The organism is Amycolatopsis sp. NPDC059235 (assembly GCF_042754125.1).
Classification (GTDB): domain Bacteria; phylum Actinomycetota; class Actinomycetes; order Mycobacteriales; family Pseudonocardiaceae; genus Amycolatopsis; species Amycolatopsis albidoflava.
The window spans coordinates 42,022-61,713 of the sequence record NZ_JBHZAG010000063.1 but is presented as its reverse complement, the minus strand read 5'-3'; the positions used below and the strand labels follow the sequence as shown (position 1 = coordinate 61,713).

The 19,692-nt window shown below is 69.8% G+C and carries 16 protein-coding genes and 1 pseudogene; 10 read left to right on the top strand and 7 right to left on the bottom strand.

Annotated features, from left to right (window positions below; translation table 11 throughout):
* Positions 1–97: 97 nt before the first annotated feature.
* A complete protein-coding gene (locus ACFXI3_RS32580) occupies positions 98–985 on the bottom strand; it encodes a DUF2382 domain-containing protein (protein ID WP_378404750.1) in 888 nt (295 codons plus the stop codon).
* A gap of 453 nt (positions 986–1,438) precedes the next feature.
* On the opposite strand from ACFXI3_RS32580, the gene erm reads away from it, so the two are divergent.
* Together erm and ACFXI3_RS32570 are read left to right on the top strand one after the other, a co-directional pair.
* Positions 1,439–2,200, top strand: coding sequence for a 23S ribosomal RNA methyltransferase Erm (gene erm / locus ACFXI3_RS32575; protein ID WP_378404748.1), 762 nt, complete (start codon positions 1,439–1,441; stop codon positions 2,198–2,200).
* Between the two features lie 102 nt (positions 2,201–2,302).
* Positions 2,303–3,760, top strand: a complete 1,458-nt coding sequence (locus ACFXI3_RS32570) for an aldehyde dehydrogenase family protein (protein WP_378404746.1) — start codon at positions 2,303–2,305, stop codon at positions 3,758–3,760.
* Here ACFXI3_RS32570 and ACFXI3_RS32565 read toward each other — a convergent pair.
* On the bottom strand, positions 3,754–4,359 hold the full coding sequence (locus ACFXI3_RS32565) for a TetR/AcrR family transcriptional regulator (RefSeq protein WP_378404744.1): 606 nt from the start codon (positions 4,357–4,359) through the stop codon (positions 3,754–3,756). The two genes, ACFXI3_RS32570 and ACFXI3_RS32565, sit on opposite strands and share 7 nt — an antisense overlap.
* 126 nt (positions 4,360–4,485) lie before the next feature.
* Between ACFXI3_RS32565 and ACFXI3_RS32560 the strand changes: the two are divergent.
* Positions 4,486–6,396 (top strand): annotated as a pseudogene (locus ACFXI3_RS32560) (primary-amine oxidase); the annotation flags it as partial.
* Positions 6,397–6,410: 14 nt separating this feature from the next.
* Entirely contained in the window at positions 6,411–7,322 is a 912-nt protein-coding gene (locus ACFXI3_RS32555; RefSeq protein ID WP_344275703.1) for a LysR substrate-binding domain-containing protein, read from the top strand.
* Between the two features lie 252 nt (positions 7,323–7,574).
* Here the strand turns inward: ACFXI3_RS32555 and ACFXI3_RS32550 are convergent, their stop codons facing one another.
* Positions 7,575–8,822: a flavin-containing monooxygenase gene (locus ACFXI3_RS32550; RefSeq protein ID WP_378404742.1), complete on the bottom strand. Its 1,248-nt coding sequence runs from the start codon at positions 8,820–8,822 to the stop codon at positions 7,575–7,577.
* Positions 8,823–9,048: 226 nt separating this feature from the next.
* Here ACFXI3_RS32550 and ACFXI3_RS32545 point away from each other — a divergent pair, with 226 nt between their 5' ends.
* The 6 genes from ACFXI3_RS32545 to ACFXI3_RS32520 all read left to right on the top strand — a co-directional run bounded on the left by ACFXI3_RS32545 (position 9,049) and on the right by ACFXI3_RS32520 (position 15,716).
* Entirely contained in the window at positions 9,049–9,471 is a 423-nt protein-coding gene (locus ACFXI3_RS32545) for a RidA family protein (protein ID WP_344275709.1), read from the top strand.
* The gene (locus ACFXI3_RS32540; protein WP_378404740.1) at positions 9,468–10,145 is read left to right on the top strand and encodes a DUF1028 domain-containing protein; all 678 of its coding nucleotides are present in this window, start codon (positions 9,468–9,470) and stop codon (positions 10,143–10,145) included. The genes ACFXI3_RS32545 and ACFXI3_RS32540 overlap by 4 nt, the downstream gene beginning before the upstream one ends.
* A complete protein-coding gene (locus ACFXI3_RS32535; protein WP_378404738.1) occupies positions 10,145–11,269 on the top strand; it encodes a M20 family metallopeptidase in 1,125 nt (374 codons plus the stop codon). Before ACFXI3_RS32540 ends, ACFXI3_RS32535 begins: the two co-directional genes overlap by 1 nt.
* 26 nt (positions 11,270–11,295) lie before the next feature.
* Entirely contained in the window at positions 11,296–12,702 is a 1,407-nt protein-coding gene (locus ACFXI3_RS32530) for an aspartate ammonia-lyase (protein ID WP_378404736.1), read from the top strand.
* Positions 12,703–12,856: 154 nt separating this feature from the next.
* Positions 12,857–14,200, top strand: coding sequence for an MFS transporter (locus ACFXI3_RS32525; protein WP_378404734.1), 1,344 nt, complete (start codon positions 12,857–12,859; stop codon positions 14,198–14,200).
* Between the two features lie 34 nt (positions 14,201–14,234).
* Positions 14,235–15,716, top strand: a complete 1,482-nt coding sequence (locus ACFXI3_RS32520) for an APC family permease (protein WP_378404732.1) — start codon at positions 14,235–14,237, stop codon at positions 15,714–15,716.
* Here ACFXI3_RS32520 and ACFXI3_RS32515 read toward each other — a convergent pair.
* The 4 genes from ACFXI3_RS32515 to ACFXI3_RS32500 form a co-directional block, all read right to left on the bottom strand.
* Positions 15,713–16,567, bottom strand: coding sequence for an SAM-dependent methyltransferase (locus tag ACFXI3_RS32515; RefSeq protein WP_378404730.1), 855 nt, complete (start codon positions 16,565–16,567; stop codon positions 15,713–15,715). The genes ACFXI3_RS32520 and ACFXI3_RS32515 overlap by 4 nt on opposite strands.
* Positions 16,568–16,625: 58 nt before the next feature.
* Complete coding sequence (locus tag ACFXI3_RS32510) at positions 16,626–17,300, bottom strand: hypothetical protein (protein ID WP_344275729.1); 675 nt, start codon at positions 17,298–17,300, stop codon at positions 16,626–16,628.
* A 189-nt stretch (positions 17,301–17,489) separates the two neighbouring features.
* The gene (locus ACFXI3_RS32505) at positions 17,490–18,011 is read right to left on the bottom strand and encodes a dihydrofolate reductase family protein (RefSeq protein ID WP_378404728.1); all 522 of its coding nucleotides are present in this window, start codon (positions 18,009–18,011) and stop codon (positions 17,490–17,492) included.
* A gap of 53 nt (positions 18,012–18,064) precedes the next feature.
* Positions 18,065–19,690, bottom strand: a complete 1,626-nt coding sequence (locus ACFXI3_RS32500; protein ID WP_378404726.1) for a dipeptide ABC transporter ATP-binding protein — start codon at positions 19,688–19,690, stop codon at positions 18,065–18,067.
* Between the last annotated feature and the right edge of the window lie 2 nt (positions 19,691–19,692).

The following is a 19,692-nucleotide window of genomic DNA, read 5'->3' as shown; positions in this document are numbered from 1 at the left end:
GGATTGCCGACGGCCGGGCCACGCGGTCCCGCTGATGTCCGTGAGGGGAACCCTGAGGGACTCTGATTCCCTCAGGGTTCCCCTCACGGACCTCGGGTCAGGACTTCTTGCCCCGGCCGGTGTCGTCGTCGATGTCGATCCGCTCCTTGCGGACCTTCCCCTGCACGGTCTGTTCCTCGGTCACCTGCTCGGTGCCGAGGCGCACCCGCTCGACCGGGACGGTTTCCTTCTGCACCACGGGCTTCTCGGCGTGCAGCACGACGTCCTGCTCCGCCTCGCCGATCTCGGCCTTGCCCGCGGCCTTGACGTCGGTGATCGGCTCGCGCTCGACGCGCACCTCCTCGTGCGTGACCGGCACGGTCACCTGCTCTTCCGCGGTCACGACGTACTTGCGCAGCCGCACGTGGCCGGTCTCGACCTCTTCGGTGCCGACCTTCAGCCGCTCCTCCGAGCGCACCACGTCGCCGGTGTCGGCCGTCTCGTGGCGTCCGCTCTTGGCCGCGGCGGTGTCGTGGCCGGTCGCGTGTTCCTTGCCTGCGGTGCCGCCTGCCGCCGCGTCGCGCCCTCGGCCCGCGGCACCGCCAGCTGCCATGCCGCCAGCCGCGCCACCTGCAGCCATGTCGCGCCCGGTGTTCCGGCCGCCGCCGACGTTTTCGCCGTTCCCGGCCCGCGGGGCCGGCAAGCCGTAGTACTTGTACAGCTCGACGCTTTCCTTTTCGGAAAGGTGGCCTTCGGCGTCGATCCGCGGCGCGTCGGACACCTGGTCCTTCGCCACCTGCACGTGCAAGCCGTCGTTCTCCATGCCCGCACCCGAGAGCGGCACGAAGCTCTCCTTCTGGCCGAACAGCCCGGTTTTCACCGTCACCCACTCCGGCCGCCGCGTGTCGTCGGCGAGATACACCGTGCCGACCTTGCCGATTTTGCTGCCCGCATTGTCCATCACGGTGCTGTCGACGAGATCTTGCGGCTGCATTGCGCGTACCATGGATCCACTCCATTTCCCGAATCGGATTTCCTTCTCCGGCTCCCACTCTCCGGCTGGTCACAGGGCCGCGCAAGCTTCGCACCCCTCAGCCGAGCGACCCCGTTTCGTGTCAGTTTGCGACCCGGTTTCACCGGGTACTTCCGTCGCAAGAGGACCGTTCGCCATCCGGTCCGGCGGAATGGGCGAAGAATTGCCCGGCCGCCGGATCAGGAAAGGCTGCGGCGTGTTTTTCAGAGCGCTGCCCGCACGCTGCCGGAAAACCCGGATGCGGCCGGGCTCGCCGGTCGGCTAAGCTCCCGCCCCATGGGTGCCACCTTCGCCGCGTACGCATTGACTCGCCTGCGCAACGCCTGAGCGCCGGAAGCTCACCGCTCCGTCGCGCTCTCCCGTTGTCCGTCCGGGCCGCCGTTCCTGGCGCCCGGGTCGCTTCCTCATGCGCGGAGTCCGCACCCCATGTCTGCCCAGCCTTTCGGCGGACGGCACGAGCTCGGCCAGAACTTCCTGGCCGATCCCGCCGTCATCGCCGCTGTCTGCACCGCCGCCAACCGCACGAACGGTCCCCTCGTGGAACTCGCCGCGGGCGACGGCGCGCTGACCGTCCCGCTCGGCCGCACCGGCCGCCCGCTGACCGCGGTCGAACTCGATCCCCGCCGCGCCCGCCGCCTGGCGCAGCGGACCGGGGAGAACGTCGAGGTCGTCCACGGCGATCTGCTCCGGCACCGGTTGCCCACTGTCCCGCACACCGTCGTCGGCAACCTTCCTTTCCACCTCACCACCGCGACCCTGCGCCGGTTGTTCCGGCAGCAGCACTGGGAACTGGCGGTGCTGCTGGTGCAATGGGAAGTCGCCCGCCGCCGCGCCGGAATCGGCGGCGCGTCCCAGATGACCGCCGCGTGGTGGCCGTGGTTCGAGTTCGCGGTGCCCGCGCGGGTCCCCGCGCACGCGTTCCGGCCGCGCCCGGCCGTGGACGGCGGGATCCTCGTGATCACCCGCCGTCCGCAGCCGCTGGTCGCCGAGCAGGCCGATTACCAGGAGTTCGTCCGCGAGGTCTTCACCGGACGCGGCCGCGGGCTGGGCGGGATCCTGCCCCGCACCGGCCACGTCAGCGCCCGCGGGGCACGGACCTGGCTTGCCCGGCAAAGGCTGTCGCCGCAAGCACTCCCCCGCGATCTGACCGCCGAGCACTGGGCTTCTCTCTGGAACCTGGTGCGGTGACCCTGTATCGATCCGCCAGATGCAGCGCAGCGAAAAGCTCTGCTTTCGCGGACCACAGCGGCTGGCGATAGTGGACGGAAGCGACGAGAGGCGGTTCCGGGAATGAACCACGGCGACTGGGTGCACGAGGCCGCGCAGCTGCGGCCCCGCACAGCGGCCTTTGTGGACGGTGATTGGCTGAAGGCCAAGTCCGGCAGGACTTTCGCCGACGTCAATCCAGCCACCGGGCACCCAGTCGCGCACGTGGCCGAGGGCGGCGAAGACGAGATCGACGCCGCCGTCACGGCCGCACGCCGAGCGTTCGAGGACGGCCGCTGGTCACGGCTCGCCGCCACCGAACGCAAGAAGCGCCTGCTGAAGCTCGCCGACCTCATCGGTGCGCACGGCCGGGAACTGGCGCTCTGCGACACCCTCGACGTCGGCCGGCCGATCTCCGACACCTTCGGCCAGGACGTGCCCTCGACCGCCGAGTGTTTCGCCTGGTACGCCGAAGCTCTCGACAAGCGCTACGACGAGGTCGCACCCACCCCACCGGGCAACTTCGCCACTATCCGGCGCGTACCGCTCGGAGTGGTGGGCGCGGTCGTGCCGTGGAATTTCCCGCTCGACATCGCCGGGTGGAAACTCGCCCCGGCGCTGGCCGCGGGCAACAGTGTCGTCCTCAAACCCGCCGAACAGTCTCCGCTGTCCGCGCTGCGGCTGGCGGAATTGGCTGTGGAAGCGGGAATTCCGGACGGGGTGCTCAACGTCGTGCCGGGCTTCGGAGAAACCGCCGGACAGGCGCTCGGACGGCATCCGGACGTCGACGTCCTCGCCTTCACCGGATCGACGCCGGTGGGCGGGCTGTTCCTGCGCTACGCCGGGGAATCGAACCTCAAACAGGTCTGGCTCGAATGCGGCGGCAAGAGCCCGGTCGCGGTGTTCGCCGACGCGGACCTCGATGCCGCGGCGGACCTGGTCGCGTTCGGGTTCTGCGCGAACTCCGGCCAGGTCTGCTCGGCCACCACCCGGCTGCTCGTCCAAGCGCCGGTCGCGGACGCATTCCTCGCCCGGCTGCGCGAAAAAGTCTCCGGGTGGGTGCCCGGGGATCCGCTGGACCCGGCCACGAAATTGGGTCCGATGATCGACGAGGCCGCGGCGGCCCGCGTGCTGGCCGCCGTCGAAGCCAGCAGCGGAACCGTCGTCGCGGGCGGCACCCGTCGAGGCGCGTTCCTGGACCCGACCATCGTGACCGACCTGGCCTCCGACGATCCGCTCGTCACCGAGGAACTGTTCGGACCGGTGCTCACAACGCAGACTTTCGAGTCCGAAGCGGAAGCAATCCGGCTGGCGAACGACACGCCGTACGGCCTCGCCGCCTCGGTCTGGACTCGCGACCTCGCCCGCGCACACCGCGTCTCCGACGGAATCCACGCCGGGACCGTCTCAGTGAACACCGTGGACGCGCTCAGCACCGCGACCCCGTTCGGCGGCTTCAAGCAGTCCGGCTTCGGCCGCGACCTGTCCCTGCACTCGTTCGACAAGTACACCGGCCTCAAGACGGTCTGGACGGCCTACTGACCGAGGTCCCGCCCGGTTTCCGCGGCCAGGTACCCCAGCACCAGCGCCCGCACCCGGTCCGCGGACAAGCTGGTGTTGCGCCCGGCGAGGTGCAGACCGTACGCGTCCTCCAAGGCCACCGCGTTCGCCGCGATGTCCGCCGCAGGCGAGCGCAACTGGAACGCACCTGTGTCCCGCCCGTGCGCCAGCGCCGCCGAGTACAGCGACACCTCGCGGTCCCAGAGCGCCGTCATCAACACCGCATGCGCCGGATTGCGCGCAGCGTGGACGTGCATTTCGTACAGCACGCGGCTCAGCTGATCCCCGTCGTCGGCGGGCAGCCCCGCGTCGACCAGCCGCACGAGCCGCCGGGCCGGATCGTCCTCCGCCTCCGCCGCGCGCGCTCGCGCCCAGTAGAACCGGTCGACCGCGTCGCGGTGCAGCTCGAACAGCAGATCGTCGAGGTCCGGGTAGTAGTAGCTGACCGAGCCCGCCGACAGCCCGGCCTCCTCGGCGACGTCGCGCACGCGGAGACCGGCCAGCCCGCGCGTCCGGATCGCGCGCCCGGCCGCCGCCACCAGCTCGTCGCGCCGCCGTTCCTGGTCCTTGGGTCGTGCCACGTCCAGGATTATTGATGACGTGCATCGAAAAACCCAGCGCGGGTTCCGGAGAACCCACCCCGTAAGGGCCTTGCCAGGCAGACCGGCAGGACGCATTCTTTGCGATAGACCGCAAAGAATGAGGAGACGCGCATGGCCCACCCCCTCTCGCGCCTGACCGAAGACGAGGTCGCCCGCAACCGGGCGCTGCTGGCCGAGGCCGGGATCGCGACCGAGAGCACCCGGTTCGCGCTCGTCTCACTGCTCGAACCGGCGAAAGGGGCCGTGCTCGCCTGGCGGCCGGGCGACCCGGTGGACCGCCGCGTCCGCTCGCTGCTCCTGGACCGGGAGACGGGCGCGGTGCGCGAGGCGGTCGTGTCGCTGACCAGCGGCGAGATCGTGGCCGAGCGGGCGGTGGACGTCGTGGCCGAGGGGCAGCCGCCGATCCTGCACGAGGAGTTCGACCTGGTCGAGAAGATCCTCTGGGAGGACGAGGCGTGGAACGCGGCGATGCGCCGCCGCGGCATCGAAGAACCGCGTTCGGTCCGGATCTCCGCGCTGAGCGCCGGGTGCTTCGACATCCCCGGCGAAACCGGGCTCCGGCTCGTGCGCTGCCTGGCTTTCCTGCAGCTGAACAAGGACGACAACCTGTGGGCGCACCCGATCGACGGCGTCGTGGCCTACGTCGACCTGATCGCCGGCCGCGTGCACGACCTCATCGACGACGGCCCGGCCGACATCCCGCGCACTGCCTACGACTACCACCTCGACGGTCCGGCGCGAGACACCCAGAAACCCATCGTGATCACCCAGCCCGAGGGCCCGAGCTTCACCGTCGACGGCGATGTCGTCACGTGGGAGAAGTGGCAGTTCCGGATCGGCTTCAACGCGGTCGAAGGCCTTACCCTGCACCAAATCGGCTTCCAGGACGGCGAACGGCTGCGTCCGGTGGTCTACCGCGCTTCAGTGGCGGAGATGGTGGTCCCTTACGGCGATCCGAGCCCCGTCCGGTTCTGGCAGAACTACTTCGACGCGGGCGAGTATTCGTTGGGCAAGGAAGCCAACTCGCTGACCCTGGGCTGCGACTGCCTCGGGGAGATCCGCTACTTCGACGCGGTCCTGCATGACGACGACGGCCAGCCGCACACCATCACGAACGCGATCTGCATGCACGAGGAAGACGCCGGCGTGCTGTGGAAGCACACTGACCACTACAACGGAAGTGTTTCGACCCGCAGGCAGCGCCGGCTGGTCATCTCGTTCTTCGTCACCGTCGGCAATTACGACTACGGCTTCTACTGGTACCTCTACCTCGACGGCACCATCGAACTGGAGTGCAAGGCCACCGGCATCGTCTTCACCTCGGCCTTCCCGGCTGACGATCCGGAGTACCCGTGGGCCACCGAAATCGCCCCCGGCATCGGCGCGCCGTTCCACCAGCACCTGTTCTCCGCGCGGCTGGACATGATGGTCGACGGCCTCGCCAACGCCGTCGACGAGATCGACGTGCAGCGGGTCCCGATCGGCCCGGACAACCCGTACGGCAACGCCTTCACCCGCAAAATCACCAGGCTGGCCAAGGAATCCGAGGCCGCCCGGCTCGCCGACGGCAACCTCGGCCGCACCTGGCGGATCAGTAATCCCGAGTCGCACAACGCGCTCGGCAAACCCGTCGCCTACACGCTGCATCCGGAGGGCCTGCCGCCGTTGCTGGCCGACGACGCGTCGTCCATCGCCCGCCGCGCCGCCTTCACCCGCAAGCACCTGTGGGTCACCGCGTACGCCGAGGACGAACGCTTCCCGGCGGGCGAGTACGTCAACCAGAACGACGGCAAGACCGGCATCGACACCTGGATCCAGGCCGACCGCGACCTCGACGGCACCGACCTGGTCGTCTGGCACACCTTCGGCCTCACGCACTACCCGCGCACCGAGGACTGGCCGATCATGCCTGTCGACCACACCGGATTCACGCTGAAGCCCAGCGGATTCTTCGATGCCAACCCGGCGCTGGACACGCCCGCGCCGAAACCTCAGCATCCGGATTGCTGCCACTGAGGCAGGATGTCGGCATGAGCGAGCCTTCCTTCACCCTCGTGCAGCTTCGCTACTTCGAGGCGGCGGCGCGGCACTTGAGCATGACTGCCGCGTCGAAGGAGCTGATGGTGTCGCAGTCGGCTGTTTCGACGGCGATCGCGCAGCTGGAGAAGGAAATGGGCGTGCAGTTCCTGCTGCGCCACCACGCCCGCGGGCTCAGCCTGACCACCGCCGGCGAGGAGTTCTACAAGCGGGTGCTGGATTTCCTGGCGCACGGCGCGGAGCTGGTCGAGACCGCGCGGCAATCCGGCACCGATCTGGTCGGCACGCTGACCGTCGGCTGCTTCACTACGCTCGCGCCGTTCCGCCTGCCGAGCCTGCTGGCCGAGTTCGAAGCCCGGCATCCGCGGGTCCACGTGTCCCTTCGCGAGGGTGAGCACAAGGCGCTCAAGAGCGCTTTGCGGGCTGGCGAAACCGAGCTGGCGATCCTGTACGGGTACGACCTAGACGACGACATCGACCGCGAGGTGGTCGGCACGGCCGCGCCATACGCGCTCGTTTCGGAGGACCACCGGCTCGCCCGGCGGAAGAGCCGGAAGGTGTCGCTGCAGGAGCTGGCCGAGGAGCCGATGGTGCTGCTCGATCTGCCGCACAGCCGGGAGTATCTGCAGTCGATCCTCAGCGACGCTGGGGTGTCGCCGCGGGTCCGGCATCGGACCAGCGGGTACGAGACGGTGCGGGCGCTGGTGGCTTCCGGGCACGGGTTCGCGTTGCTCAACCAGCGTCCGCCTGCTGACACGACTTACGCGGGTGCGAGTGTCGTGCCGCTCGCGCTGACGGATGAGGTTCCGTCGTTGGAGATCGTCCTGGCCGCTATGCGCGGGGTTCGGCTTACTCGGCGGGCGCAGGAGTTTCGGGAGTTGTGCCGGGCGATGTATTCCTCGTGAGCGTTTGTGCCGGTGCTGACTGGCACAAACACTCACGAGTCCGCGGTGCTCTGCGGGTTCGGGTTGTGCGCGGGGGTTCTCGCCCCGGTCGACGGGCCCGGCGCGTGGTGCCCGCGGGCCGAGGTCCGTGAGGGGAACCGTGACGGAATCAGAGTCCCTCAGGGTTCCCCTCACGGACTTTCGCGGGAGCGGAGCCGCACTGCAGGCAGCCAGCCCGGTGCCCGCTCCAACCTGCGCAAACGCTCAGACCGTTCACGCCCAGTGGCTCTGGTACCCGCGCTGAATCGCCACGTGGTCGGCCACGAACTTCGCGTCGTGCCACACCCCCCAGATGAAACTCGACCCCCGCCGCGCCAGCCACGGCAGGCCGAGGAAATACACCCCCGGCTCCACAGACACCCCGCGACGGTGCTTCGGCCGTCCGTTCTCGTCGAAGGCGTCGGCCTGCAGCCAGCTGTAGTCGACCGCGAAACCGGTCGCCCACACGATCGACGTCACGCCCGCCGCGGCCAGATCCAGTTCCAGCACCGGATCGGTGACGCACGCCGGGTCCGGACCCAGCTCGCGCGCGGACGGTTCCTCCGGCAGGTCGAGCCCGTTGCGCGCGGCGTAGGCGTCGGCTTCGTCAAGCAGGGCGAGGTAATTCTCGTCGCCTGCCGCGATGTTCTTCGCGAGGTCCGTCGCGAAGGCGAGCTTGCCGTCGGCGTACGCGCCGGTCATGCCGACGAGCGTGATGCCGAGCCCGGCCAGCGCGCGGAAGTCCACGGTGTGCCCGCCGCGTGCGCCGCTGACCGCGATGGTCACGTGTTCCGCTCCGGCCGGCGGCGTTTCGGCGTCCCACTTGCCCAGAACGCCGAGCCACCAGCAAAAGTCGCGGTCGCGGTAGCTGCGCGGCGGACGGTCGTGCGGGCCGACGGACAGGTACACCTCGCGTCCGGCGCGGCGGAGTTCCTCGGCGATCTGCACGCCCGACGAGCCCGCGCCGACGACCAGCACCGCGCCTTCGGGGAGTTGCTCCGGGTTGCGGTACCCGCTGGAGTGCAGCTGCACGGGACCGGCGTCGGCGGGCACGATCGGCGGGATTACCGGGCGCTGGAACGGACCAGTCGCGGCGATCACGAACCGGGCGTCGATGGGTCCTTCCGAGGTTTCGACGCGGAATCCGGGCCTGCCCTCGTGCCGCCGCACGGACGTCACCTCGACCCCGGTGCGGACCGGCGCGGCGATCTTTTCCGCGTATGCCTCGAAATAGTCCGCGACCTGGTCCTTCGACGCGAATTCGCCGGGGGCCACGTCGGGGAACTCCAGGCCGGGGAACCGGTCGTGCCACGCGGGGCCGTTCGCGACGAGCGAATCCCACCGTTCCGAGCGCCAGCGTTCGGCGATCCGGTTCCGTTCCAGGACCACGTGCGGTACGCCGCACTCGCTCAGGTGCTCGCTCATCGCCAGGCCGGCCTGTCCCCCGCCCACAACGAGGGCCTCCACCTGTTCGCTCGACATCCCAGACCTCCGCTCCGGCTTCAGCGCGGTTCAGCGCCGTCTCTCCGGATCCTCACGGCCCGCACTGCTCGTGTCCAACAGATGTTTCCGGCACTCAAGATCTGTTTCAGAGATGCAGAGTGCATCAGCGGAACAGATGCATTGGTCCGGAAAGATCTACTGGACAGAACCTCGGCCACGCGGTCAGGCTGAGGCGTCCGACGACCGCCGCAGGGAAGGCCACGCAGTGACTGTCCACCGTCGCATCCGCCCGTTCAACACGCGGGACACCTACCCGGAGCAGAACCTCGACAACGACCTCTGCCAGGCCGTCGTCGCCAACGGCACGGTCTACGTCCGCGGCCAGATCGGGCAGGACCTCGACACGAGCGAATCGGTCGGGATCGGCGACGTCGGCGCGCAGGCCGAGCAGGCGATGGCGAACATCGAGATGCTGCTCGAAGAAGCGGGCAGCCGGATGGAACACCTGGTCAAGCTCACGATCTACCTGGTCGACCCGCGCTACCGCGAAACTGTCTACCGCACCGTCGGGCGCTGGACCAAGGGCGTGCACCCGATCTCGACCGGCGTGGTCGTGTCCGCGCTCGCCCGGCCGGAATGGCTGTGCGAGATCGACGCCATCGCGGTGATCCCGGAGGAGGAGAAGTGACCTTTTCGATCGTCGCCCGCGACACTTCCGGCGACACCGTCCGGTTCGGCATCGCGGCCAGTTCGTCCAGCCCGGCAGTCGTCGCCCGGGTCGCGCATCTGCGGCCGGGTCTCGGCGCGGCTGCCTCGCAGAACATCACCGACCCTCGCCTCGGCGGGCGGCTGCTGGACCGGCTCGCCGAGCACGGGGATCCGGAGAAGGCGCTGGCCGAGGTCACGTCTTCGGCGGACCACATCGAGTACCGGCAGCTGACTGTGCTCGGCCAGACCGGGCCCGGTTTTGCTTACAGCGGCTCGAAAACCCTCGGCACGCACGCGTCGGCGACGGCGGACGGCGTGGTCGTGGCGGGCAATATGCTGGCCGGTGAGCACATTCCCCAGTCCATGGTGGACGCTTTCACCGACGCGGTCGGCGAGCTGGAGCAGCGCCTCGTCACGGCGATGCGGGCCGGGCTCGCGGCGGGCGGCGAGGAAGGCCCGGTGCGGTCGGCCGGGCTCGTCGTGGTGTCCGCCGCGGAGTGGCCGGTCACGGATCTGCGCGTGGACTGGGCGGACGAGCCGATCGAGGCGCTCGCCGAACTCGTCGACGTCTGGCTCCCCCAGCGCGACGACTACGTCACTCGCGGCCTGAACCCCGTCGCCGCACCGTCGTACGGCGTGCCGGGAGACGAGTGATGGCCGCACCCAAAGCGGCGGCCCGCGCCGCGGTCGAACGGCATGCCGACGAGCTGATCCAGCTGTCCGAGCGGCTCCACGCCGACCCGGAGACCGCGTGGGAAGAGCATCGGGCGGCGGCCTCCGTCCCGGAACTGCTCGACCGGGCGGGGTTCGCGGTTTCATCGAAGTACCTCGGCTTGGACACCGCGTTCCACGCCAGCTTCGGCTCCGGTCCCCGGCGGATCGCGCTGTGCGCCGAGTACGACGCGCTGCCTGGCCTCGGCCACGCCTGCGGGCACAACCTCATCGCGGCCAGTTCCATCGGTGCCGCCCTAGGACTCGCAACCGTCGCCGACGACCTCGGGATCACCGTCGAGGTCTACGGCACTCCGGCCGAAGAAGGCGGCGGCGGGAAGATCGAACTGCTGGAACGCGGCGCTTTCGCGGGCGTGGACCTCGCGATGATGGTGCATCCCGCGCCGGTGGACGTCGCCGAAGCGCGGCCGTTCGCGGTCAGTCACTCGAAGATCTCCTACACCGGCAAGTCCGCGCACGCCGCCGCTTACCCCGAGGCCGGGGTCAACGCGGCCGACGCGTTCACCGTCGCCCAGGTCGCGATCGGCCTTCTGCGGCAACAACTTCCGGCGTCGGCGCGCGTGCACGGCATCGTCACGCACGCCGGAGACGCTCCCAACGCGATCCCCGAGCACGCGTCCGGCCGGTGGTATGTCCGCGCCGAGACACTGGCGGAACTGTCCGAATTGGAGCCGCGTGTGATGCGCGCCTTCGAGGCTGGCGCGCTGGCCACCGGCTGTGAGCTGAGCGTGGAGCCGGAAAGCAAGCCGTACGCCGAATTCCGCGCCGACGAAGCCGCTTTGGCCGCCTATCGCGCGAACGCGCTCGAACTCGGCCGCGAGTTCGCTCCGGACGGCACGGCGTCGCGGATGAACCGCGCGTCGACCGACATGGGCAACGTCTCGCAGGTCGTGCCCGCGATTCATCCCTACATCGGCATCGGGTCGCTGCCCGCGATCAACCATCAGCGCGAATTCGCCGCGCATTGCGTCGGCGGCACCGCGGAACGGGCCCTGCTCGACGGCGCGATCGCGCTGGCGTGGACCGGCGTAGACCGTACTTTTTGAACCCTCCTGAACCGGGAAGGACACCGATGTCCAGCACCCGCTCCGAGCACGACATGCTCGGCGAGATCAGCGTGCCCGACGACGTCTACTACGGCGCGCACACCGCCCGTGCGTTGGTCAACTTCCCCATCACGCGCGAAACCCTCGCCGACCGGCCGCATCTCGTCACCGCGCTGGCCGCCGTCAAGGAAGCCGCCGCACGCGCCAACGCGGAGGTCGGTGCTCTCTCGCCGGAACAGGCCGCCGCGATCGTTCAGGCGTGCGCGGAGATCCGGGACGGCCGCCTGCACGATCAATTCGTCGTCGACCTCATCCAAGGCGGAGCCGGGACCTCGACGAACATGAACGCCAACGAGGTCATCGCCAACCGCGCTTTGGAGCTGTTGGGCCACGCCCGCGGCGAGTACGCCGAACTGCACCCGCTCGACCACGTCAACCTCGGCCAGAGCACCAACGACGTCTACCCCACCGCGGTCAAACTCGCGCTCGACCGGCATCTCGCCGAACTCCTCGCCGCGCTGTCCGGACTGCGGGAAGCTTTCGCAGACAAGGCGATCGAGTTCGCCGACGTCCTCAAGATGGGACGGACCCAGCTGCAGGACGCCGTCCCGATGACGCTCGGCCAGGAGTTCGGGGCGTTCGCCGCGACGCTCGGCGAGGACGAACAGCGGCTCGCCGAAGCCCGACTTCTGCTGCACGAACTGAACCTTGGCGGCACGGCGATCGGGACCGGCCTCAACGCGCGTCCTGGGTACCGGGAACGAGCCGTCGCGCACCTGCGCGAGCTGACTGGGATCGCGACACTCGTCTCCGCACCCGACCTCATCGAGGCGACCCAGGACGTCGGCGTGTTCGTGCAGCTGTCCGGCGTGCTGAAACGCGTGGCGGTCAAATTGTCCAAGATCTGCAACGATCTCCGCTTGCTCTCGTCGGGGCCGCAGGCCGGGTTCGGCGAGATCGCGCTACCCGCGCGGCAGGCCGGGTCGTCGATCATGCCGGGCAAGGTCAACCCCGTGATCCCGGAGGCGGTCAACCAGATCGCCTTCGAGGTCATCGGCAACGACGTCACGATCACGCTCGCCGCCGAAGGCGGGCAGCTGCAGCTCAACGCCTTCGAACCGATCATCGCGCGGGCGCTGACGGCTGGCCTCGACCACCTCACCGCCGGGGCCCGCGTGCTCGCCGAACAGTGCGTACGCGGCATCACCGCGCGAAGGGAGCACCTGGCCGACCTCGTCGCTACCTCGACCGGGCTGGTCACCGCGTTGAGCCCGGCACTCGGCTACGAAACCGCGTGCACGCTCGCCTTGGAAGCACACCGAACCGGGCGTCCGGCGCTGGAACTCGTGCGGGAACGGCGGCTGCTGACCGACGACCAGGTCCTCGCGCTGACCACCCCGAAAGCCCTCACCGGCGGACCCTCCCGCACGTAAACGCTGGGTTTCGCCGCCATCAGACCCTCGTATCGGCACAGCTCAGCGCCTCTGCATAAGCCGAACAGATGCATTGCTTTGCTTATTACTTCTTGTTAGATGCCGTGGGCCGCTCTTAGCGTCCTCCCGAAGAACCGGTCCAAGGAGGCCACTCATGACCGCATCCGACGCCTCTCCGGCGCCAGACCTGGCCGACCAGAGCGCCGATCCCGCCACGCTGCGCCGCAGTGTCGCGGCCGGCGCCGTCGGCGTCTTCGTGCACTGGTTCGACTGGGCCGCTTACGCCTACCTCGCCGGCACCATCGCGTCCGTGTTCTTCCCGGCGGGCAACTCGACCGCCGGGCTGCTCGCGGTGTTCGGCGTCTTCGCGGTGTCGTTCGGGATCCGGCCGATCGGCGCGCTGATCTTCGGACCGCTGGGCGACAAGATCGGCCGCAAGCGGACGCTGTCGGTGGTCATCTTCGTGATGTCCGGCGCGACCCTGGTGATCGGCCTGCTGCCCGGGTACTCCACGATCGGCATCGCGGCCCCGATCCTGCTGGTGCTGCTGCGCCTGTTGCAGGGCCTCGCGGCAGGAGGCGAATTCGGCAGCGCGGCGAGCTTCCTGGCCGAGTACGCGCCGCGCCGTCGCCGCGGATTCGGCGTCAGCTGGCTGGAAGTCGGTTCGCTGCTCGGATTTCTGGCCGGTTCGTTCGTGTTCCTGCTGCTCTCGATCGGCCTGACGGACGCGCAGCTGGCGTCGTGGGGCTGGCGCGTTCCGTTCCTGATCGCCGCGCCGCTCGGCATCATCGGGTTCGTCATCCGCAGCAAGATCGAGGACACCCCGGAGTACCGCGCGCTCGAAGCGACCGACAACGTGCCGCGCAGCCCGGTCCGCGAACTGTTCCGCCACAACAAGAAGCAGCTCCTGCAGGCCGCTGGCTTGATGACCATGATGCACGTGCCGTTCTACGCCGTGCTCACCTATCTGGTCACCTACGAGACCGACTACCTCGGCCACTCGTCCGGCAGCGCGGCGGCGCTGTCCACGGTGATCTCGCTCGTCGGACTGTTCCTCGTGCCCTTCTTCGGCCGCCTTTCCGACCGCGTCGGCCGACGGCCCATCCTGATCGGCGCGGGCGTCGCGCTGTTCGTGCTCGCCACCCCGGCGTATCTGCTGATGCGCACCGGGCTCGTCGGAACCTGGATCGGCGGGCTCGCGCTCGGCGCCATCCTGGCGGCGATCCTCGGCACCTACGCGGTGTGGTCCGCGGAGATCTTCCCGACGCGCACCCGCCAAAGCGGGCTCTCGATCGCGTACAACATCACCGCGGCGCTGTTCGCCGGCACTGTGCCGTACCTGATGACTGTCCTGATTTCCGCTACCGGCAGCACTCTGGTGCCCGGGCCGTACCTGATGGTCGCGGCGGCCGTCGGTCTCGTCGCCGCGTTCTCGATGCGCGAGACCGTCGGAACTCCGTTGCTGCACAAGGAAGACCTGGAGAACACCGCAGCCTGACTCCTCCCCCTCGATTCACCAAAGGCGGTGAAGCGTGTCCGAACCCACCTTCGTCAACAGCGAATCCGGAAACCTGCGGCGGAACCTGCGCCGGATCGACTCGATCTTCCTCGCGATCGCGGCCATCATCTCAGTGGACACCATCGGCCAGATCGCGACTTCGGGGGCAGAGGCGGTCACCTGGACCGCCGTGCTCCTGGTGCTGTTCCTGTTCCCGTACGGGCTGGTCATGGCCGAGCTGGGCAGCGCGTTTCCCGCGGAGGGCGGCCCGTTCGTCTGGCTGCGGCTCGCCTTCGGGAAGCTGCCCGCCGCGCTCGGCACGCTGCTGTACTGGATCACCAACCCGGTGTGGCTGGGCGGATCGATCACCTTCCTCGCCGCGGCGACCTGGCAGCAGTATCTGGTTCCCGCCTCGCCGGGCGGGTTCGCGGACTACGCGTTCAAGCTGATTTTCATCTGGCTGGCGATCCTCGGCGCGGTGGTGAGCCTGCGGTACGGGAAGTGGTTCATCGCCGCCGGTGCGCTGCTGAAGGTCGGTCTCGTGGTGCTCTTCGCGGTCACCGCGGCGATCTATGCGGCCCGCCACGGCGTCCACGGCTCGCTGGCCTTCTCGCCGACTATCGGCGGATTCCTCGCCGTGGTCCCGGTTTTGATGTTCGCGCTGGTGGGCTTTGAAGCGCCGAACGGCGCCGCCGAGGAGATGCACAACCCACGTCGCGATGTCCCGGTCACTGTCGGGGTTTCGGGTTTGGTGTCGGCGTTGTGCTATCTGGTGCCGGTGTTCGGCATCGTGCTGGTGATGCCGGCGGACAAGATCAACGGACTCGGCGGCTTCCTCGACGCGGTGCGCCAGGTGTTCTCCGTGTACGGCGGCGCTTCCGGCGCGATGCTGACGCTCGCCGCGGTCGTGTTCGTCTTCGTCCTGCTGAACCAGGGCTGCTCGTGGATGATCGCTTCGGACCGCATTCAGGCGATGGCCGCCGTCGACGGGGCGTTTCCGCGGTGGTTCGGTGCTTTCCACCCGAAGCTGAACACGCCGTTGCGGGTCAACCTGCTTTCCGGCGTGGTGGCGACTGTGTTCACGGTGGTGGCGACGATTGTGCAGAGCAGTTCGGCGTCGGCGGTGTTCGCGGTCGTGCTGAACATCGCGGTGAGCACGTTGCTGCTGTCGTACCTGCTGATCTTCCCGACGATCCTGGTGCTGCGGCGGAAATACCCGTCGGTCGAACGCCCGTTCCGGGTGCCGGGCGGACGGGTCGGCCTGTGGGTCAGCGCGGTGCTGATCTACGCGTGGATCCTGCTCGGCGCGTGGCAGACCGTGGTGCCGGGGGTGCTCGACCGGATGCTCGGGGTGCCTTACGACTTCGAGGCGAAGTGGGGCGTGTCGCGGCTGACCTTCGAACTGTTCACGGCCGGGACGCTGGCGGTGCTGATCGGGTTCGGGTTCGTCGGGTATCTCATCGCCCGGCTGCAGCCCGCCCCGGTCGCGGAAATCCCCCAGCCGACCACGGCTTAGACCTTCCGCCCCACCACACCGGCCACACACCGGGCCGCGTCGCTCAGCGGCTTCAGCCGAGGCCCGTCCTGCCACCACTCGTCCGCGACCGACAAGCCGGGGCCATCGGTACGGCTCGGCGGGAGAAGCTCCAGGCCGGGCAGCATCGCCTCGATCTCCGCCCGGGTGCGGAACCGGCCGGCGCCGAGCGGTCCGGACACCAGGATCTCCTCGATCCGCTTCGCGACCGCGGTCAGCTCCGGCACCTCGGGGTCGTAGAAATGCGCCATCGCGACGTACGAACCGGGCGCGAGGGCGTCGATGTACTCGCGCATCACCTCGACCGCGCCGTCGCCCTCGTAGTGGTGCATCGTGCCGATGTGCAGCAGCGCGACCGGCTCCGAGAAGTCGAGGTACTCGCGCACCGTTTCGTGCTGCAGCACGGCCTGCGGCTCGAAGATGTCGGCCTCGACCATGTGCGTGAAGTCGTTGTCCTCGAGCAGCGCGCGGCCGTGCGCGAGCACCACCGGGTCGTTGTCGACGTACACCACGTGCGCGTCGCGGTGGTAGCGCTGCACGATCTGGTGGGTGTTCTCGGCCGTCGGGAGGCCGGAACCGCAGTCGAGGAACTGCCGGATGTCGGTCTGGCTCGCCAGCATCCGCAGCACGCGGTTGTGGAAGCCGCGGTTGCCGCGGGCGATGTGCACCGCCTCGGGGACCGCCGTGCTGATCTTCTCCATCACCGCGCGGTCCACCTCGTAGTGGTGGCTCCCGCCGAGGAACCCGTCGTAGATCCGCGCGATGCTCGGGCGGTTCGGGTCCACCCCGACCGGCACCTGGCTGGGCGACAACGGGGACGACGAGCCGGTCATGGACACCTCGCGGAGCAGTCGGTCGACAGTGGCCTACTGAGAGTAGTACTGCCGCCGCTCATCCGTGCCAGCGGCGCGGCTGGTCGCCGTTGTCGCCGCCCCATTGCTCCATGTACGAGCTGACCGCCGAGCGGAACGCGTCTCCCATCGGGTCGCGCGGCTGGTTCCGGCTGTCCTGCTGCGGGTCCTGCGTCGGCTGGACGCGCGGCGGCGGCGCGGTCGTCGCGGGACGGCTGCTGGCCCGGACGATCGTGTCCCGCACCTGGCCGCTGGCCGGGCCGGGGGACGCGCTCAGCGTGCTCACCGCGGGCGGCGCGGAAGAAGTCGTGTGCGCCGGAGCGGGCGGCGGCTGGACGGGCTGCGGATCGGCCCCGCCGGACGTCGACGGCCACAACGCCCACGAGCCCAGCCCGGCACAGAGCACCACTGCCGCACCGGCGAAGACGCCGTAGCGCGCGGGCCGTCGCTGGGCCGGCGGCGCGGTCTGCGCGGGCTTCGCGGGCGGATCCGCGGCGGGAACCGGGCCGCGTTTGGCGAGCTGTTCGGCCGGCGAACCGGTCGAAAGGTCGAGGACCCCGCCGAACGCCGAGGTCGTCTCGGTGCCGCTCTCGGCCCGGGGACGCACCAGCGGCGGGGGTTCGCTGCCGTCGATCCGGGGCATCGGCGCCGTCTCGGACAGCCGCACGAGATTCGCGACCGACTCGAGGTCGCTGCCGGACTCCGGGTTCCCCATCCAGACCTCCACCCCGCCGGGGCCGCGCGTCCGCGGCACTTCCGGCGCCGCAGATCCTAGGGACCCCCGGTCCGCGCTGTAAACCCGCCTCGGACGTGATCCAGTGCTCTCGACGGGTTTCCGCCCTGCGACGCGGCCGTTTCCGGTCGAAACCGACGCCGACAGCCCACCGGTGCGGACCGTTGACGCTCAGCGCAGCACGCGATACCGAAGGCTCGTCCCCCGCTGCGCCAGCAGCTCCAACCGCACCGGCGACCCTGCCCGCTCGAACAACCGCACGCCGCCGCCGAGCAACACCGGCATCACCATCACCGCGACCTCGTCCAGCAAACCCGCCTCCACACAGGCCCGCCCGACCGAAGCGCCCAGCACATTGACCGTCTTCTCCCCCGCCGCCGCTCGAGCCGCCGCGACGCCTTCCTCGAGAGACGAACAAAACGTCACCCCGGGCACCGCCGGCGCGACACCCCGGGTCAGCACCACCTGCGGCCCGTCCCACAAGCCGCCGAAGGCCTTGCCCTCGGCCTCGGTGCCGCGATAAGGGTCGTCGCCGGAGAAGGTCCTGCGGCCGACCAGCAGCGCGCCGACCTCCGCGGCCAGCTCGTCCGCCGAGGCGTCCCCGGTGTACGGCGCGAGCCATCCCATGTCCCCGCCCGGCCCGGCGATGAACCCGTCCAGCGACATCGCGGCGGAGTACAGCAGCTTTCCCATGTCAGTCCCTTCCGTTTTCCGTACCGACTCCCGGAAGGGCGCGAACTCATCGGTCAGCCGGACAGCGCGCGCCAAGCCTCCCGGCGTTCCCGCTGCCGTTCCGGGTCCGCGACCGGCGCCGCCGCGACCAGCCGGCGCGTGTAGTCCTCCTGCGGCGAGCCCAGCACCGATGCCACCGGACCCTCCTCGACCACCTTGCCGTGATGCAGCACGACAACCCGGTCCGCGACCCGCTCCACCACCGCCAGGTCGTGGCTGATGAACAGGCACGCGAACGCCAGTTCCCGCTGCAGGTCCGCCAGCAGGTCCAGCACCGAAGCCTGCACCGAGACGTCCAGCGCGCTCGTCGGCTCGTCCGCGATCAGCAGCCGGGGCCGCAGCGCCAGCGCCCGCGCGATCCCGACGCGTTGCCGCTGCCCGCCGGACAGTTCGTGCGGGTACCGGCCGCTCCAGCTCGGATCCAGGCGCACGGCGGCGAGAAGTTCCGCGACCCGCTCCCGGTGCTCGCCGCGTTCGCCGTGCACCACCAGCGGTTCGGCGATGCTCGCGCCGATCGTCGCGCGCGGGTTGAGCGCGGAGGCCGGGTTCTGGAACACGATCCCGATCTGCCGCCGGATTTCCCGCCGCTGCCGGGCCGACGCCCGCGCGATGTCCACGCCGTCGACCTGCACGGTGCCCGCCGACGGCGCGACCAAACCGGTCAGCACGGACGAGATCGTGCTCTTGCCCGAACCGGATTCGCCGACGAGGCCGAGCACTTCGTCGGTCCCGATCGTCAGGGAGACGCCGTCGACCGCGCGCACCGGCGGAGCGCCGCCGCCGACCCGGTACGTCACCGCCAGATCGGTCACCGAAACCAGCGGAGCCGACGTCGGCCGCACCGCACCAGCAGGCGCGGAACCCAGCGACAGCACCGAATCCAGCAGTTCCCGCGTGTAGCCGGCCTGCGGTGCGGCGAACAATCCGGCCGCCGTGTTCTGCTCGACCACCTCGCCGTCACGGAGCACCACGACCCGATCCGCGACGTCCGCGACCACCCCCATGTCGTGCGTCACCAGCAGGATCGCCGTGCCGAGCCGGTCCCGCAGCGACCGCAGCAGCTGCAGGATCCCGGCTTGCACGGTGACGTCCAGCGCCGTGGTCGGCTCGTCCGCGATCAGCAGCTTCGGATCGTGGATCAGCGCGATCGCGATCACCACCCGCTGCAACTGCCCGCCGGACAGCTCGTGCGGGTAGGCGCGCAGCACGCGCCGCGCGTCCAGCTCCACGAGCTCCAGCAGTTCCCGGGCCCGTTCCCGCGCCGCTGCCCGGGACACCTTGCGATGTGCCCGGACGGCGTCCACGAGCTGCGTGCCGATCCGGAACACCGGGTTCAGCGCGCTCATCGGCTCCTGGAACACCATGCCGATCTCGCCGCCGCGCACCGCGCGCAGCGCCGGACCGTCCACTGTGTACAGATCGCGGCCGTCGAGCACCGCGGAACCGGTCACCGTCGCGGTGTCCGGCAGCAGGCCGAGCAGCGACAGCGCGGTGACCGACTTGCCGGAACCGGACTCCCCGACGAGGGCGACGACCTCGCCGGGGCGCACCTCGAAGCTCACCTCGCGGACCGCGACAGCGTCGAGGGTGTCGCCGAACCGGATCGAGACGTCGCGCAGGGACAGCAGCTGCTCGGACACGG